This window comes from Sporocytophaga myxococcoides (assembly GCF_000775915.1).
Lineage (GTDB): Bacteria > Bacteroidota > Bacteroidia > Cytophagales > Cytophagaceae > Sporocytophaga > Sporocytophaga myxococcoides_A.
Genome location: NZ_BBLT01000002.1, coordinates 388,300 through 405,804, shown reverse-complemented (window position 1 = coordinate 405,804; position 17,505 = coordinate 388,300). Strand labels below are relative to the sequence as shown.

General features: G+C 37.4%; 19 protein-coding genes. 10 read left to right on the top strand and 9 right to left on the bottom strand.

What is annotated here, in order from left to right; all coding sequences use genetic code 11:
- Positions 1 to 5: 5 nt before the first annotated feature.
- From MYP_RS06020 to cysQ, 6 genes are all read right to left on the bottom strand, one after another.
- Entirely contained in the window at positions 6 to 806 is an 801-nt protein-coding gene (locus tag MYP_RS06020) for a hypothetical protein (RefSeq protein WP_045459935.1), read from the bottom strand.
- Between the two features lie 69 nt (positions 807 to 875).
- Positions 876 to 1,544 carry a tRNA (5-methylaminomethyl-2-thiouridine)(34)-methyltransferase MnmD gene (gene mnmD / locus MYP_RS06015; protein ID WP_045459932.1) on the bottom strand — a complete coding sequence of 223 codons (669 nt, stop codon included), beginning with the start codon at positions 1,542 to 1,544 and terminating at the stop codon, positions 876 to 878.
- Positions 1,534 to 2,604: a sulfotransferase family protein gene (locus tag MYP_RS06010; protein ID WP_045459929.1), complete on the bottom strand. Its 1,071-nt coding sequence runs from the start codon at positions 2,602 to 2,604 to the stop codon at positions 1,534 to 1,536. The genes mnmD and MYP_RS06010 overlap by 11 nt, the downstream gene beginning before the upstream one ends.
- Positions 2,601 to 3,290 (bottom strand): WbqC family protein, encoded by a 690-nt coding sequence (locus tag MYP_RS06005; RefSeq protein WP_045461077.1) that lies wholly within the window; start codon positions 3,288 to 3,290, stop codon positions 2,601 to 2,603. Before MYP_RS06005 ends, MYP_RS06010 begins: the two co-directional genes overlap by 4 nt.
- A 1-nt stretch (position 3,291) precedes the next feature.
- A complete protein-coding gene (locus MYP_RS06000) occupies positions 3,292 to 4,227 on the bottom strand; it encodes a glycosyltransferase family 2 protein (RefSeq protein WP_045459924.1) in 936 nt (311 codons plus the stop codon).
- A 20-nt stretch (positions 4,228 to 4,247) separates the two neighbouring features.
- Positions 4,248 to 5,030, bottom strand: coding sequence for a 3'(2'),5'-bisphosphate nucleotidase CysQ (cysQ, locus tag MYP_RS05995; protein WP_045459921.1), 783 nt, complete (start codon positions 5,028 to 5,030; stop codon positions 4,248 to 4,250).
- 104 nt (positions 5,031 to 5,134) lie between these two features.
- On the opposite strand from cysQ, the gene cysC reads away from it, so the two are divergent.
- The 4 genes from cysC (at position 5,135) to MYP_RS05975 (ending at position 9,467) form a co-directional block, all read left to right on the top strand.
- Entirely contained in the window at positions 5,135 to 5,731 is a 597-nt protein-coding gene (cysC, locus tag MYP_RS05990; protein ID WP_045459919.1) for an adenylyl-sulfate kinase, read from the top strand.
- A gap of 51 nt (positions 5,732 to 5,782) precedes the next feature.
- Positions 5,783 to 6,688 (top strand): sulfate adenylyltransferase subunit CysD, encoded by a 906-nt coding sequence (gene cysD / locus MYP_RS05985; RefSeq protein ID WP_045459915.1) that lies wholly within the window; start codon positions 5,783 to 5,785, stop codon positions 6,686 to 6,688.
- A 67-nt stretch (positions 6,689 to 6,755) separates the two neighbouring features.
- Positions 6,756 to 8,033 carry a sulfate adenylyltransferase subunit CysN gene (gene cysN / locus MYP_RS05980; RefSeq protein WP_045459900.1) on the top strand — a complete coding sequence of 426 codons (1,278 nt, stop codon included), beginning with the start codon at positions 6,756 to 6,758 and terminating at the stop codon, positions 8,031 to 8,033.
- Positions 8,034 to 8,267: 234 nt separating this feature from the next.
- Positions 8,268 to 9,467, top strand: a complete 1,200-nt coding sequence (locus tag MYP_RS05975) for a S8 family peptidase (protein ID WP_052429979.1) — start codon at positions 8,268 to 8,270, stop codon at positions 9,465 to 9,467.
- A gap of 147 nt (positions 9,468 to 9,614) precedes the next feature.
- Here the strand turns inward: MYP_RS05975 and ispF are convergent, their stop codons facing one another.
- Entirely contained in the window at positions 9,615 to 10,094 is a 480-nt protein-coding gene (ispF, locus tag MYP_RS05970) for a 2-C-methyl-D-erythritol 2,4-cyclodiphosphate synthase (RefSeq protein ID WP_045459884.1), read from the bottom strand.
- Entirely contained in the window at positions 10,084 to 11,337 is a 1,254-nt protein-coding gene (locus MYP_RS05965; protein WP_045459881.1) for a M16 family metallopeptidase, read from the bottom strand. Before MYP_RS05965 ends, ispF begins: the two co-directional genes overlap by 11 nt.
- A 138-nt stretch (positions 11,338 to 11,475) precedes the next feature.
- On the opposite strand from MYP_RS05965, the gene MYP_RS05960 reads away from it, so the two are divergent.
- From MYP_RS05960 to ytxJ, 4 genes are all read left to right on the top strand, one after another.
- Positions 11,476 to 13,455 carry an alpha-ketoacid dehydrogenase subunit alpha/beta gene (locus MYP_RS05960; RefSeq protein ID WP_045459880.1) on the top strand — a complete coding sequence of 660 codons (1,980 nt, stop codon included), beginning with the start codon at positions 11,476 to 11,478 and terminating at the stop codon, positions 13,453 to 13,455.
- A 70-nt stretch (positions 13,456 to 13,525) separates the two neighbouring features.
- Entirely contained in the window at positions 13,526 to 13,786 is a 261-nt protein-coding gene (locus MYP_RS05955) for a hypothetical protein (RefSeq protein WP_045459879.1), read from the top strand.
- 107 nt (positions 13,787 to 13,893) lie between these two features.
- Positions 13,894 to 14,922 (top strand): hypothetical protein, encoded by a 1,029-nt coding sequence (locus MYP_RS24785; protein ID WP_052429978.1) that lies wholly within the window; start codon positions 13,894 to 13,896, stop codon positions 14,920 to 14,922.
- A gap of 2 nt (positions 14,923 to 14,924) precedes the next feature.
- Positions 14,925 to 15,266 carry a bacillithiol system redox-active protein YtxJ gene (ytxJ, locus tag MYP_RS05945; protein ID WP_045459877.1) on the top strand — a complete coding sequence of 114 codons (342 nt, stop codon included), beginning with the start codon at positions 14,925 to 14,927 and terminating at the stop codon, positions 15,264 to 15,266.
- Here the strand turns inward: ytxJ and MYP_RS05940 are convergent.
- On the bottom strand, positions 15,263 to 15,670 hold the full coding sequence (locus tag MYP_RS05940; protein WP_045459874.1) for an OsmC family protein: 408 nt from the start codon (positions 15,668 to 15,670) through the stop codon (positions 15,263 to 15,265). The genes ytxJ and MYP_RS05940 overlap by 4 nt on opposite strands.
- A 53-nt stretch (positions 15,671 to 15,723) precedes the next feature.
- Here MYP_RS05940 and MYP_RS05935 point away from each other — a divergent pair, with 53 nt between their 5' ends.
- Together MYP_RS05935 and lipA are read left to right on the top strand one after the other, a co-directional pair.
- A complete protein-coding gene (locus MYP_RS05935; RefSeq protein WP_052429977.1) occupies positions 15,724 to 16,458 on the top strand; it encodes a hypothetical protein in 735 nt (244 codons plus the stop codon).
- A 111-nt stretch (positions 16,459 to 16,569) separates the two neighbouring features.
- Entirely contained in the window at positions 16,570 to 17,442 is an 873-nt protein-coding gene (gene lipA, locus MYP_RS05930) for a lipoyl synthase (RefSeq protein WP_045459872.1), read from the top strand.
- Positions 17,443 to 17,505 lie beyond the last annotated feature (63 nt).

The window sequence follows — 17,505 nt, the reverse complement described above, 5'->3', positions numbered from 1 at the left end:
TCTGATTAGTTAAAATAAATATTTACAATTAATCTCAGGTTGCTGTTGGTATCCCAGGTTGTAGCTCTCTTTTTCAACTTGCTGTATTGATATGTATCTGCATTACCTACTCCATTGAAATTCTGAGTATAATAATCCTGAGTATTTTCAACGCCACCAACACTTGTTGAAGATTCAACATGTGTTTTTCCTCCTAAAGTCCAAAGACCTTGTAATCCATATTCCATACCGATAGATATTGGAAGATCAAGAATGAACACGTTAAATCCCACAACACCACCAAGACCCACTAAAGATGAAGGTGTTTTAGCTGAACGGTGGTCAAAATCTCCATTATTATAATCTGTTTCTTCCTTGATCACATCTCTTTTGAAACCAAGATATAAATCACCTCCAGCATACACATCAAAGATGTTTTTTCTACTAAAGTGCTTTTCAAGACCTGGAACAAGAACATATTCTCTTGTGCTTGATTTAGCTTCTGAACGTTCAACTCCAAGGACATTAGTTTTATGATCCACCTCTCCTTTTGAAGATGTTGCATCTTTTACAATTTTAAGAGCTCCTCTTACAGCTAAATCGTCTTCAATGAAGTATTTTCCACTGATAAGTCCGCCTTGTTTTAGGTTGTTGTAATTGTCGAATACACTTTGATTCATGTTAAATCCAAATGTAATAACTTTGGTACCCTTTAAAGGTCTCGTACCAATACTGTAAACACTGGTATCATTTAACCTCTCTGATAATTGAGCAAATGATGCACTGGCCATTAATACCAGTAAAAAGATTACTGAAATTTTCCTCATTGTTAGAATTAAAATATGTACTTAAAAATAATTAGGTTTCAAAAATACAGTTTTTTAATGTTACGACAACTATTTTCCACCTCTGGTCATCTCCTTTTTTCCGGGAGGCCCTGGAAGCGTCTCAACAAAAAAGCCTGCAGACTTTAAGTTCCTCTTAAATTGTCCACTGGCACAATAACTTACGATCACTCCTTCACTTTTCATCCATTTGAAAATTTTTTCAAAATTCCCTAATTCCCAAAGTTCGGGTTGTTTTGAAGGCGCGAAAGCGTCGAAGTATACGAGATCAATGAGTTCAGGTTTCAATTGGAGGTCTTCAAGTTTTTGAAAATGCTTTTGGAAGACAAACTCTTCGCTAAACTGTACTTTTTCACCAAAAGGGGCCTTGTGAAAATCATAAAAATATCTGCTTTTATCTGGAGCTATTATATCAGGATAATTAAGTGCTGAAAAAATATTTTCTTCTAAAGGATATGGTTCAATGGTTTGATAATAAATCTTTAATGCTTTCTTTTCACTTTCGAGAAAAGTCAAAAAAGTATTGAGACCAGTCCCGAACCCAACTTCAAGTATATTGATTTCATTGCTTGTTTTTATAAGGTCCAGTCCGTTTTTTATAAATACGTATTCTGATTCACGCAACGCTCCGTGCGTTGAGTGATAGGTTTCTTTCATATCGGGTATATAAAGAGAATGAGATCCATCTTCTGTTTTTATTATTTCAATTTTAGACTGCATGCTTTTTTAAAATTTTATATACCAATTCAAACTGATAATACTTTTCTATTTCTTTGAGAGAAATGCCATCTGCCTTTAGAAGGCCAGTTCTTTTAATTTCCATGGTTTGATTTGTTTCGCTAACTGAATAATCTTGCTGAAACAAATCATGGTGTATTGGGAATGGTTCTTTAAATCCTCCAAAAACTTCTTTTAGATCTTTAATATCTTCACATTCGTAATCCAGATATTTCAACTCCGGAGCACAAAGTGAATTGACAAATGAAATAGAATTTGTATCCAGAATCTCTTTATACTTGCCAATAGATGAAGAAGAGATAAGTTCACTTTCCCCAAATGATGAATTGCCTCTCCAGATATTACCTTGCTGATCCATTAGTTTTGGCTGCAATTCTATTTCTTGTACATTCAAAAACCCTGTTAATTCTTTCAGCACTGACTGAGGAGCCTTAACCAGATCTTCATATCTGACAGAGTAAAAAAGAGGATGTTCAGAATATTGAATACGAAATGCTACAGACTTCCTCCACATTCTTATTGTATATAACAACGGCCTGGTTTTCCCTGTATATTCTTTTCCTAAAGCTGCAGAGCAAAGCACATCTCTGGGATCTCTTACAATGTGAATTACATGTATACCACTTTCAAGAAGTGCGCCTATATAATCTTCACATAATATTTCCTTACTTCCCACGTATATTGTTTCATTCGTAACCAGCTCCTTCCCTGCAGCCAGCTGTAGCTGTTTGAATAAATCAATAAAGCCATTGTTAGAATGAAGTAATGATTCAATTCCTGAATTTACCTTGTCAGATTCATTAAGCTTATAGTGATTAAGAAACTCAATAAAATCCTGCATCTCAAAATACTCATTATCCAACCTGGTATTGATAGGATAAATAGATGAAATATTCTGACTTTCATTAAATCTCTTTTTCACCAGATGATAAAAAGAGGGATATGGCTGAAATGCAATGCTGACAGAAGGGTGCTGAAATAGAAGCTTTTCCAGGAGGGTTGTTCCTGATCTATATAATCCGGTGACGAAAAAAAACTTCAACTGGTATAACTTTTAAGAAATTCGATTGAATGTTTTCCTTCATTACATATAAGGTCCAGGATGCTTACTTCATGTATGAAAGGAGGAAAGAGTTGATTGTATTCCCTGTATCCGTAATAATCAAAATATCTCATCGATATTCCTTGTTCCTGAATTAACTCTTGCTTTAAATAATTCTTTACTGCCGGACCACACAAAAACTCTGTAGCTTTGGTTTTTAAAAGAATATCTATTAGACGGCTTATTTTATCGCCTTCAGGAGCATAAATGGAAGAATCGTTAAATGTGGTTTTTATTCCCAACCAGTTAGAAATTTCTTTTATTGCAAACTGGTTATACTCTGAGAGTGTTCCGATTTCATTAAAGTATAAACTATTAATCAGAGGCAAAGAAATTTCATAGAAAGGAGCTTTAGAATAATATTTTTTGAGTATCTGGAAGTGCTTGCTTTTCCAATCATTATTTTCAAATCTCACTTCCTTTACCGTTCTCTTAATATTATCTCCAACAGGGATAGTAAGCCATTTCGTACCATCCTCGGTTTTTATCTTATTCCTGTTTCTCCAGTCTCCGGTAGTGTATTGAACATCATCATAAAAAACAAATTCATCAGCACTATTGATTAAATCAAAATATCCTTTCCATGGAATATAATTTGACTGAAGAATGACTACAGTCTTTTTCATCTCATTCTCCAGATTTTTCCCTGACAACATAGGCAGGTTTTAATTCGACACCGTTAATGATCCTTATCAGATATTCTCCAACTATGCCAATTGAGAAAAGCATAAGCCCTCCAATAAATAAAGTTACTGTTACTAAAGACGCATATCCTGGAACAGGTATGCCTACTGTAAGTTTTTTAATAAAATAAATGAATGCAAGAAGGAAACTGAAAAAAGATATGGAGATACCAGCATATGCAATAAGTTTCAGTAAAAAGCTACTGTTATTAAAAAGCATATTGGCAAAGGTCGCAAACATTTTTTTCAGTGTAAATCCTGATTGATCGTAAGGTCTTTTCGCATGACGAACATTTACATTCTTTACATCTTTGGTAACATAAAACAGCAAAGCACTTACCGATGGATTGGGAGTTTTAATTTGCAAAAAGGCTTTCACAACTTCAGCTTTTATAAGCTTGAAAGGACTATTCCTGATATGCCTGGGTTTACCCAGCAGCTTTGCTTCAAACCAGTTATTAACTCTGCTGAAAATCCTTTTACTTATGCTGTGTTCCTTTTTCTCAAACCTGCCAATAACTACATCATGAGCATTCAGTGCTGCAAGAGATGGAATATCTTCCGGAAAATGCTGAAGGTCATCATCTATTGTAATAATGTAACGACCTTTCGCATTATTGAATCCACAAAGCAAAGCACCCTGTTTGCCAAAATTCCTCATTAGGCGGATGCTTGTAACTTCTATATATTTTTTTGAAAGACCATCAAGAAAGGGCCATGTTAATTCATTTTCAGAGCCATCATCAATAAAAATAAGCTCGTATGTTTCCTTCATTTCATTTTTGAAAACAGCATCAATTCTGTCTCTCAGCTCTACAAGGGAATGAGAGCTGTTAAATACTGGTACAACAACAGAATAACTAATTTCAGATGAAATCATATTAAAACATTACACAACTGTCAGCTAAGAAATACTTCATCAGAAGCACAGATAAAACTATTATTAAGTAAAGACTCTTTGTTGTATTCAAATCTCTTTTTATCCAGATTTACAACAACTCCACCACTTGCTTCCACGATAGCCTGACCTGCTGCAGTATCCCACTCCATAGTCGGACCATGGCGATAATAAAGATCAGCGCTTCCTTCCGCAAGCAGACAGAACTTCAATGAACTTCCTTTGGAAATTCTTTCTGCCACATTAAATTTTGAGAAAAAATCTTCTTCCTCTTTTGCAGCATGTGAGCGGCTTCCGACACCTATAAGAGCTGTTTTTCTGTCGCTTACTTTTATTGGAAACGTTTTTCCATTACTAATTTTAAAACTTCCTTTTCCAATCTGGCCAAAATACATTTCATCCAAAGCAGGAGCATAAATAACACCAGCTACGGGATAACCATTTACGATAAGTCCTATGTTTACAGTGAATTCACCGTTTCTCTTGATGAATTCTTTGGTTCCATCAAGCGGATCTACAAGCCAGAAAATTGACCAGTTTTTCCTTACATCGTATGATACTTCTTTTTCTTCTTCAGAAATGATGGGAATCTGTGGTGTAAGACTTTTTAGACCAGCAACTATAAAATCATTAGATTTTTTGTCAGCAAGTGTTAATGGTGAATTATCAGCTTTGGTATCAATAAGGTCGGTAAAGTCAGGCAAACTATAGACTTCCATAATGAGTTTACCTGCCCTAAGGGCTATTTCTTGAACCTTATCAAAATTAATTTCAGGCAGTTGCATGAATCCACTTTTTATTGAATTTCAAATTTAGATAATTTTGGTCATTCTCTCTTTTTTTTACTGAAAATGTAGTAATTTTACAGATTAAAATTTCTTTACATCCATTGGAAAATATTCATCCTATATTCGATAGAATTCTTAAACGGGAAGATAAGGAAACGATTCTGCAGCAAAAATCTGTTGTGATCTGGATGGTGGGTCTTTCTGGTTCCGGGAAAAGTACTTTAGCGAAAGCCATTGAACAAGAACTACATAAAAACGGATTCCTGACACAATTGCTGGATGGAGACAATTTAAGGACAGGAATAAATAACAATCTTGGATTTTCAGAAGCTGACAGAATAGAAAATATCAGAAGAGCGGCAGAGGTTTCAAAATTATTTCTCAACTGCGGGGTTATAACTATCTGTTCTTTAATAAGTCCGACAGAAGAGATCCGTAATATGGCCAAAAATATTATCGGAGCTGAAGATTATTTCGAATTATATGTGAACTGTCCATTTGAGATATGTGAGCAAAGAGATGTGAAGGGACTGTATCGAAAAGCCAGAAATGGAGAGTTAAAAAATTTCACCGGATTGGATTCACCTTTTGAAGAGCCGCAGAATCCTAGCCTGGAAGTAAGGACCGATCTTAAACCTTTGGATATGTGCAAAGAAGAGATCTTAACGGCAGTTTTCAAAAAGATAAAAATAAATTAACCTTAAAATTGTAATAGTGAAGCCATATTGGCTTTTCAAACCTTATAACCTATGATTTCCTACAATTTAAGTCACCTGAAACAGCTTGAGGCGGAAGCGATATTCATCATGAGAGAAGTGGCCGCACAGTTCGAGAGACCTGCATTACTTTTTTCGGGAGGAAAAGACTCTATTGTGATGGTAAGACTTGCTCAGAAAGCATTCTGGCCTGCAAAACTGCCATTCCCATTGATGCATATTGATACAGGGCACAACTTTCAGGAAGCTCTGGACTTCAGAGATGATCTTGTGAAAAAAGTTGGAGCAAGACTTATTGTCAGAAATGTACAGGACTCAATAAATCAGGGAAGAGCTGTTGAGGAAAAAGGACCAAACCCAAGCAGAAATGGTCTTCAGACCATCACACTTCTTGATGCTATTGAAGAATTTAAGTTTGATGCCTGCTTTGGTGGCGCCAGAAGAGATGAAGAAAAAGCAAGAGCGAAAGAGCGCTTTTTCTCTCACAGAGACGAGTTTGGTCAGTGGGACCCTAAAAACCAAAGACCAGAACTATGGAATCTCTTCAATGGCAGAAAGAGCCAGGGAGAGCACTTCAGAATATTCCCTTTAAGTAACTGGACTGAAATGGACGTATGGCAATATATAGCCATGGAAAAACTTGAAATTCCAACGATTTATTTTTCTCATAAAAGAACCATTGTTGACAGAAACGGAATGCTTTTAGCAAAATCTGACTATATCACTCTTTTAAAAGGTGAACATTATGAAGAGAGAACTATCAGATTCAGAACTGTTGGCGATATGACTTGTACAGGAGCAGTTGAATCAGAAGCTTCCACACTTGATGAAATCATCCAGGAGGTTGCTGCCGCACGTCAGACTGAGCGTGGCACCAGGGCTGATGACAAAAGATCAGAAGCTGCAATGGAAGACAGAAAGAAACAAGGATATTTTTAACAAATCAATTTCAAGACGTACAATTTTAAAACAGTTAGCCGACTGAAATTATAACAGCCTTAAAGCAATGACTGAAACACAAACTAAAAATAGCTATCTTGAAATGGACCTTCTAAGGTTCACCACAGCGGGAAGTGTAGACGATGGAAAAAGTACCCTGATAGGAAGACTGCTTTACGATTCTAAATCTATCTTTGAAGATCAGCTGGAAGCCATTGAAAGAACCAGTGAGCAAAGAGGAGACGGTTATGTTAACCTTGCACTACTTACTGACGGACTAAGAGCTGAAAGAGAACAAGGTATTACCATAGATGTGGCTTACAGATATTTTGCCACTCCAAAAAGAAAATTCATTATCGCTGATACCCCAGGCCATATTCAGTACACCAGAAACATGGTAACAGGAGCTTCTACAGCGAACCTTGCCATCGTCCTGGTTGATGCCAGACATGGTGTTGTAGAGCAGACCTGCAGACATGCATTTATTGCATCTTTGCTTCAGATAAAACATATTATCATCTGCGTTAACAAGATGGATCTTGTTGACTATAAAGAAGAAGTTTTCGAAAAAATCAAGCAGCAGTTTTCTGACTTCTCTTCAAAATTATCTGTACCTGATATCCGTTACATCCCTATCTCTGCTTTGCATGGAGATAACGTAGTGGATGAATCTGAAAACATGCCTTGGTATAAAGGAGGAACACTTCTTTATACATTGGAAAATGTAAATATCAATTCAGACCTTAATTATGTTGATTCAAGATTCCCTGTACAGTGGGTAATTCGTCCATTGAGCGAGGAGTATCACGACTTCAGAGGTTATGCAGGAAGAGTTGAAGGTGGAATTTTCAAACCAGGAGATGAAGTGGTTGCGCTTCCTTCAGGATTTACTTCAAAAATTAAGTCTATTGAAACTATTGACGGAAAACTAGAAGAAGCCTTCCCTCCAATGTCAGTAACAATAACACTTGAAGATGATATTGATATCAGTCGGGGAGACATGATTGTGAAACCGAACAATCAGCCTACCTCAGGACAGGATGTTGAATTGATGATCTGCTGGTTAAACGATAAAAAGTTAAACCCGGCTGCAAAATATATTATCAGACATACTTCAAGAGAAGCTAAATGTGTTGTAAAAGATGTTCGTTACAAAGTTAATATCAATACTCTGCACAAAATAGAAGATGATAAAACTATCGGACTTAATGATATAGGAAGAATCCTTATAAGAACTACCAATCCTTTGTTCTTCGATAGCTATAAAAATAACAGATCTACAGGAAGCGTAATACTTGTTGACGAGTTTACCAATGAAACTGTAGGTGCAGGAATGATTATTTAAGAATCATTAGTTTTAAAAATATCAAAAAAAGCGAAGAAGTATCTTCGCTTTTTTTGATATTAAAAAACCATCACAAATCCTTTGTCTATCAACTTTAAACTTTTTACTTTTAATTTTTAACCTTTCACCTTACATTTTTTCATACATCTGAACCATAGCACACAAGGATTATGTTGAGGGTTTATAAATAATTCAGGCGAAGAATCACGGCCTGATCAACCTTAAATATCCTCTATGTTTTCAAACCTTTTAAGAAAAGGAAGAAGAATCATTCCTTATTCACTTGCAATAACGCTTCTATTTTCAGCTTGCAAAAAGGAAAAAGAAGTGGAACCGACTACACAAACGCCAGCTAAACCAACAACACCTCCGTCAAACGACAACAAAGACGAATGCCTTACAGCATCCGCGTTGAACAACGGAGAAGTAATTCCAGGCCAGTACATAGTCAAATATGCTGAGACAGGTGAAAAACTGGGCACTAGAGCTTTTCACAAAGTACTAAGGGCAAACAGAATTGATCCGGAAAAGATACTTCGAACTTTTGATGGCAATCTTAAAGGCGTAGCTATTAAGCTTGAATCCAGTGAAGTTGAAAACTTAAAAAAGGATCCTAATATTGAATTGATTGAGCAAGACAAAATTGTATCTATCAGCGATTGCCCTGCCCGTGTGGAATATCAGGCACCAGGCTGGGGGGCCAATAGAGTGGGACATACTGAAGGATCCGGAAAGTATGTCTGGGTTATAGATACAGGAGTTGATTTAAGCCACCCTGATCTGGTAGTAGATGCTTATAAATCAAAATCTTTTATTTCCGGAACAACTGTTAATGATGATCATGGACATGGGACGCACGTTGCCGGCATCATCGCAGCTAAAGACAATGGGTTCGGAATTGTCGGAGTTGCTTCAGGTGCTACTGTAATTGCTTTAAAATCTATGGATGCACAGGGCAAAGGAAGTATTTCAAATATTATTGCAGCAGTTCAGTATATTGAGAAGAATGGGAAAGCCGGTGATGTAATTAATATGAGTTTAGGAGGAGGGTACTCTCCTTCTCTTGACAAAGAAGTGCTTAATGCTGCAAATAAAGGATTCGTATTTTCAGTAGCAGCAGGCAACTCAGCCATCAGTGCAGACAGCTCTTCACCTGCTAAAGTGAATCATCCAAATATTTTTACAGTTTCAGCAATGGATTCAACGGATACATATGCATCATTCTCCAATTATGGAAAAAGTGTGGACTACTGTGCCCCTGGAGTAAAAATTGTTTCTACCTATAAGAATGGAGGATATGCAACGATAAGCGGGACTTCAATGGCAGCCCCTCATATGGCAGGAATTCTTTTGATGCGCGGAAAAAACTTTAAGAAAGATGGTTTTGTAAAAAATGATCCGGACGGATCAGCAGATCCGATACCGCATTTGTAGAGTTAAAAGTTGAAAGCTTAAAGTTTAAAATAATCACATTGAGAAACTGGCTGGTTTTCGCTTAAAAACAACAATTGATCTTAAAGTAAAATGAACTTAGAAATAATATCGAGTTCATTTTACTTTAAACTTTCGACTTTTAACTTATCACTTTTTATAAATCAATGCTACTGCAAAAGCATTCGCTCCTTCTTCCCTGCCTATGTATCCTAACTTTTCATTAGTTGTTGCTTTGATAGATATATCTTCCTGAGGAATATTCATTGCTTCAGAAAGGACTTCCTGCATTTTAGGAATATGTGGATTAATTTTAGGTTTTTCCATGGAGAGGCTGGCATCTATATTACTAATCTCCCACCCCTTTTCTCTTATCAGTCTGCATACTTCCTTGAGAAGAATTTTACTATCTGCTCCCTTCCACCGTGGATCTGTATTGGGGAAATGAAAGCCAATATCTCTCATATTGGCAGCCCCCAGTATTGCATCGCAAATTGCATGAATTAATACATCTGCATCACTATGGCCAAGCAAACCCAACTTAGCTTCTATCTTTACACCTCCCAGCCAAAGATCACGTCCTTCTGCAAGCTGGTGTACATCATACCCAAATCCAACTTTAATTTTCATTTAATTTTGATTTTGCTCTATAATAAAGAGTACTGCTATTTTCAATCCTGAATATCCTTTTAGCAGCTGCTATAATCGACTCCTTGGTAACATTCTGAATCATTTCGGATTCTTTATTTACAATTTCCGGATCTCCTAAAAACGCTGCATATGCAAGATTCATTGAGCGGTTAAGCAATTCAACTTCACCGAATAATACAGATGCTTCAGATTGATTTTTCACTTTTGTTACTTCATCATCAGAAATATTGCCTGCTACAAGCTCATCAATTACTTTCTGTACTTCTGCCTCAGCAAGTTCCAATGTATAACTACCGTTGATCTTTCCCTCGATAATAATCAATCCCGGATCTGCCGTGCCAGATACATGAGCGGATATAGAGCTGAATATCTCTTTTTCTTTTACAAGTTTATCATAAAGCCTTGACGACTTTCCCCTCCCGAGAATATCACTCAAAAGATCATAGGAATAATACTCCGGATCTTTCCTTCCAGGCATGTGGTAGACTTTATAGAGAGCATCCAAAGGCACATCAGCAATCACTTCCTGTCTTCTTTCTTCCTTTTGAACAGGCTCAACCGGCAGATTTCTCAAATAAGGTTTTCCTGCAGGTATAGGTCCAAACCATTTTTCCGTCAATGCTTTTGCATAATCGAAAGTAATATCACCTGCAATAACAAGAATAGCATTATTCGGAATGTAAAACTTATAGAAAAAATCTCTCACGTCCTGCATTTCTGCACTTTCGATGTGACTGATTTCTTTACCTATAGTTGCCCACTTATAAGGATGTTCTTTGTAAACAAGAGGTCTTAACTTTAACCAAACATCTCCATATGGCTGGTTTAAATATCGTTGCTTAAACTCCTCAATCACCACACTTTTCTGAATGTCCAGTGTCTTCTGATCAAATGAAAGAGAAAGCATTCTGTCGGATTCCAGCCAGAAGGCAGTTTCAATGTTTACTGAAGGAATTGTAATGTAATAGTTCGTGATATCAGTTGATGTGAAGGCGTTATTTTCTCCTCCCGCCCTTTCCAGGGGCTCGTCATAGGAAGGAATATTAACTGAGCCACCGAACATCAAATGCTCAAATAAGTGAGCAAACCCTGTTTTTTCTTCCGACTCATCCTTTGAGCCCACATTATACAATATATTAATTACAGCCAGAGGACTGGATGAATCTTCATGCACAAAAACCTTCAATCCATTTTCCAACACAAAACTCTTATATTCTATCATCTCACACTCCTGATTTTAAACAATAACCCTCTTTAATCATTAATGATCATATTTGGGGACGAAAAATAAAAAAACCTTCCCATTTAATAACAGGAAAATTACGAATACTTTATTTTTGCTAATCTACTTTTTAAAAATATGAATTTCAATAGGAAATTATATTCCGACGATTTACTGAAAAGCCTTTATTCAGGGCTTTTGAAACCAAGGCTTATAGAAGAAAAAATGCTTATTCTACTGAGGCAGAATGAAATAAGCAAATGGTTTTCAGGGATTGGCCAGGAAGCCATAGCCGTTGGTGCTGCCATGGCGATGGAAAAGGATGAATATATTCTTCCTCTTCACAGAAATCTTGGAATCTTCACCTCGAGAGAAGTGCCTTTGTTCAGACTATTTTCCCAATTTCAGGGAAAACTTTCCGGATTTACTAAAGGCAGGGATCGTTCCTTTCACTTTGGCTCAAAAGAGCATCATATCGTTGGAATGATTTCACATCTTGGCCCTCAGCTTGCTGTGGCTGATGGTATTGCACTTGCTGACCTGCTTGAAAATAAAAATAAAGCTACTCTTGTATTTAGCGGAGACGGGGGAACCAGCGAGGGAGACTTTCATGAAGCTCTGAATGTTGCTGCTGTCTGGAACCTGCCTGTAATTTTTATGATCGAAAATAATGGCTATGGTTTATCAACTCCCAACAACGAGCAGTTCAGGTTCAAAAGCTTCACAGATAAAGGCCCGGCTTATGGCATTGATGCTCTGCAAATTGATGGGAATAACATCCTTGAAGTATATGATGCTGTAAAAACAGCAGCTGCGAGTATACGCCAAAAACCTCGTCCCATCCTTGTCGAAGCTCTCACTTTCAGAATGAGAGGCCACGAAGAAGCTTCCGGAACTAAGTATGTTCCCCAGGAACTTTTCGAAAAATGGTCACAAAAAGATCCCGTAGACAACTACGAAAAATACCTTCTTGACCAGAAAGTTATAACCTATTCTGAATTACAGGAGATCAGGAAGGACATAAAAAAAGAAATTGATGAAGCATGGACTCAGGTTGCAAAAGCACCAACCGTAATCGCTGATACTTCTTTTGAACTGGGTGATGTCTATGCACCCTTTAACCAGATTATGATCAAGGCTTCATCAGAAAAAAAGGTGAAGAGACGATATGTTGATGCAATCTCCGACAGCATCAGGGAAAGCATGGAAAAGTACCCGAAACTGGTGCTCATGGGACAAGATGTGGCAGAATATGGAGGTGTATTTAAGGTTACAGAAGGACTGGTTGAAAAATTCGGAAAAAAGAGAATCATCAACACTCCTCTTTGCGAATCAGCGGTCCTTGGTGCAGCATTAGGCTTGTCAATCAACAATTACAAAGCCATTGTAGAAATGCAATTTGCGGACTTTGTAACCAGCGGCTTTAATCAGATTGTCAATAATTTTGCAAAAATTCATTACCGTTGGGGACAAAATGCAGATGTTGTAGTAAGAATGCCTACAGGAGCAGGCACTGCAGCGGGACCCTTTCATTCTCAATCTAATGAAGCCTGGTTTGTTCATACTCCCGGACTTAAAGTAGTTTTTCCATCTTCACCTTATGATGCAAAAGGTCTTCTTAATGCATCTATTGAAGATCCCAATCCCGTGCTTTTCTTTGAACACAAATTCCTGTATCGATCTGTTTCAGAAGAGATACCGGACAGTTATTATACCGAGCCGATAGGCAAAGCCAGAATGGTAACTGAGGGAACTGATATATCCATTATTACCTATGGACTTCCAGTGATTTGGGCGAAAGAAATTGTGGCAAACCTGGGAAATTATTCTGCAGATCTAATAGATTTAAGAACATTATTACCTTGGGACAAGGAAACGGTAGAAAACAGCGTTAAGAAAACCGGACGGGCAATTGTCATAACTGAGGATACACTTACTGGCAGTATTGCTTCAGAAATTGCAGCTTATATTGGAGAAAAATGTTTCCAATACCTGGATGCTCCAGTGGCAAGGGTCGGTAGTCTGGACACTCCGGTTCCATTTTCCCCGGCTTTGGAAGAAAACTTTCTGCCTAAAAAACGTATGAAAGAGAAGATCCAAGAACTACTTCTTTACTAAAAATGCTAAAGGGTTGCTTTTGAAAGATTTGATTCTTACTTTAGTTTTCTTTATTTTATCCTATAATTAAATGGTGAAAAAATTACATTATTTCTCGTTAATAGTACTTTTTGTAGGTTTAATCCTTGGAACAGGATGCAGGAAAAAGGACTATCCATGCCCAGGTTTGGGTAAAAACAACGAGGCCGATTTCAGCATGTTTAATGAAAGCGGAGAAGTGAAAGATCCTAGGCTTGCCAAAAAGAAAAGAGGCAGAATAGATAAGAATACTGGTCTTGTAAACAAGAAAAAGCATAAGAGACTTAACGCTCCAAGGAAAACGCATATTTAAATCATCTGACCTTGAATTTAATCCGCTCAAACATTATCCAGAAATATTCAAACAGGTACCTTTTAACTTGCCTGTTTTCTTTGTTGTTTGCCTACAGCACGCCCCAAATGACATATTCACAGAATTCGGATGGGGGCCCAACTGTTAAAGTAAAACAAAGAACAGGAAAGGCAGATAAACAATCGCTAAAGAAATCTACCAAATCTAAAGCCCCAGAATCCAGAGAACAAGGTCCGAAAAGTGGAAATGGGACAGTAAAGGCGAGAGACGGGGGCAAACGTACTTCACAAAATATTAATAAAGGTTCCGGAGGAGATGCCAAACCGACTGAGTCCAGGCAACAGGCTCCCAGGAGCGGAGATGGAACTGTAAAAGCGAGAGATGGAGGAAAAAGGACTTCACAGAACATAAGTAAAGGATCAGGAGGAGATTTAAAACCAACTGAATCCAGACAGCAAGCTCCCAGAAACACAGCGGGTACAACCGTTATAATTAATGACAAAAAGGACCGAAAGCTGAACAAACAAATGGCTAAATACCAGGGGGACTTAGCTCAGCCAGAATCAAGGATGAAACCTCCTGTTCATGATAACTATGTTGTAGTAAATCATAAAAAGGAGCGTAAGCTTAGCAAACAAATGGCTAAATATCAGGGGGATATTGTTCCAGGAGAGTCCAGAATGCAAGGACCTAGGAACTCTGATGGTTTAGTGGAAGTAAGAGAAATCGACAGAAAACAGGGAAAGCAAATTGCCAATTATAAAGGAGATCTTGCCAACAATTTTCTTGAGAAGCGCACAGCCATGCGTGTAGAGAAGAGCAGACAGTTGGCAAACTATAAAGGCGACATCTTAGTTAGATCTTTAAACCAGAAGGCGAGAAAAATAAGGAAGAAGCAAAAGGATATTGCTAACTACCAGGGAGACATTGTTGTAAGAGGAAAGAAAAAGGGAATGCATCCAAGCTCTGTATATAGAGGTGGCAAGGTTAAAAATTCATACCAGGCCAAAGAAAGATACAGAAAACGTATGTTGAAGAAATATGGAAGAAACAGCGGCGTTGAGGATGCAAATTATATGAAGAAAAAGGATAGAAAACCTAGACACGATAAAAAAGAAGCTGAAATTTGGTATTAATTATGGAATGGCAGGAGTTAAAAGAAGAGCAGCAACTAAACCATATTAAGGATTTATCCTCCGGGGAACCTGTGGTAATTTTCAAGCATAGTACCAGATGTTCAATAAGCTCAACAGCTTTGAATCGCCTTGAAAGATCCTGGAAACCAGAGGAAGTAAACGGGATTAAACCTTTTTATCTCGACTTGTTATCCTTTAGAAACATTTCTAATAAAATTGAAGATGTATTTAAAGTAAGGCATGAATCACCGCAACTGTTAATTATTAAAAATGGCAATTGTGTTTATCATGCCTCACATATGGGAATAAATTACGAGGAAATTAAAAAACAGCTTTCGGCTTAGTAATTGAAAGTAACTATCTGTTTAATAGCAGGATCTAAGCTTAATGCAACCGGGCAGGTATGGGCGGCGTGTTCAAGTTTCTTTCTGAATTCTTCGCTCAGGCTTAAGCCGGCAGGGAAAGTAAAGTTTACATGAATTTCGGAAATCTTTCTCGGATTAGCAGTCATAACCTTGGTTACCTCCGCTTCCACTCCGTCAATTAGCTGGTTTTCCTTTCTTGCAGTAATTCCCATGATAGTCATCATGCAACTGCAAAGCGCAGCAGAAACCAAATCTGTGGGTGAAAAAGCCTCCCCTTTTCCGTTATTGTCAAGAGGAGCATCAGTAATAATTGTATTACCAGACTTCAGATGAACCGCTTCGGTTCTCAAATCTCCCAGATATTTATTTTTTATTGAAAACATCAGACCAAAAACTTGATTTTTAAGTTAAGTTTAAAATTAGAAAATTAATTAAAATGAAATTTATAAAGGTAGTTTTTTATATCCTAATGCTTGTTTCTATTAGTCTTTCAGAAACAAAGGCTCAGGTGCTGGAACCACCCTATAAAAGGGAATTTCTTATAGGCTTGAATTTTAATACCAATGCCGGATTTATAGGTGGATTAAACGGAAAATTTTCGAGATTAAAAAAGAACAATATTTACGAAACATTCGGTGTAGAAATTGTAAATGTAAAACATCCGAAAGAGGCTAAATATGCAAGTTCGAATGGTAGTCCTTATGTACAGCAAAAGAAAAATTATCTTTTTCCGGTGAGATTACAATATGGCAGAACTATAATTTTATTCCATAAAGCCCCTGAAGAAGGTGTGCAGGTTGACGCAGTTTTCTCAGGAGGCCTTACGCTTGGGATCCTTAAGCCATATACCATTGAGTATGATTATGATTCATACACTGCGATAGAGCCCTATGACCCTGAGAAGCATACAAATACTAATAAAATTCTGGGCACAGGTGGAATCTTCTCAGGGTTTGATCAAATGAAAATAGTTCCGGGATTGAATGTGAAAGCAGGGATCAGCTTTGAATTCGGAAGTTTTACCAGCAATGTATCCGGCCTTGAAATAGGAACTTTAATAGAGGCTTATCCTCAGAAAATGATAATCCTTGACGACATCAATCACTCCTATCAAAATAAATCTGTTTTTACCTCATTATACGTGACAATATTTTACGGAAGAAGGAAATAATTTCCTTTTTCCAAATTAATTGATTATCTGCATTGTTAGGGAGAAGCCGGTCCGCGCTTAGGATTTGGTCAAAATCTTTCTTATTTTTCGTAAATTTCAAATAGTAATAGAATGGCCGAAGAAGTTGTAAACAACTCAGAAACAACGAGAAAAAGCAAACCTGATTGGTTAAGGGTAAAGCTTCCTGTTGGAAAAGAGTATGCAAAAGTAAGACAGCTTGTTGATGATCATAAACTTCATACAATCTGTCAGAGTGGGAATTGCCCGAATATGGGCGAATGCTGGGGGGCAGGAACGGCCACGTTTATGATCCTTGGTAATGTTTGTACCAGAAGTTGTTCTTTCTGTGCCGTAGCAACAGGAAGACCTACCGAATATGACACCGATGAGCCAAGAAGGGTTGCAGAAGCAGTTAAACTGATGACTGTAAAGCATTGTGTGATCACATCAGTTAACAGAGATGAGCTTAAAGATCGCGGAGCTGAGGTCTGGTATCAGACAGTAAGAGCCATCAAAGAAGTTTCTCCTCAGACAACCATTGAAACACTTATTCCGGACGTGAAAGGAAACTGGGATGCATTGGAAAGAATGATCAGTGCAGGTCAGGAAGTCGTATCGCATAACATGGAAACTGTAAAGAGGCTTTACAGACTTGTAAGACCCCAAGCCAAATATGAAAGAAGCCTAGAACAGATTCAAAGAATAAAGAACTTCGGAAAAAGAACCAAATCCGGGATCATGCTGGGATTAGGTGAAACTGAAAAAGAGGTTTACGAGGCAATGGATGATCTTCTTGCTCATGGACTGGATGTGTTAACATTGGGTCAATATCTTCAGCCTACCAAGATGCACCTGGGTGTAGTGAACTTCATTCATCCCGATCAATTCAAAAAATATAAAGAAGTAGGTCTTCAAAAAGGATTTAATTATGTTGAATCCGGACCATTGGTAAGATCGTCTTATCATGCAGAAAGACATATCTGATGATTGTTTTAAATGAATGTTGCTTTGCTTTTAAATTTGCAAATCAACATTCATTTTCCTTTA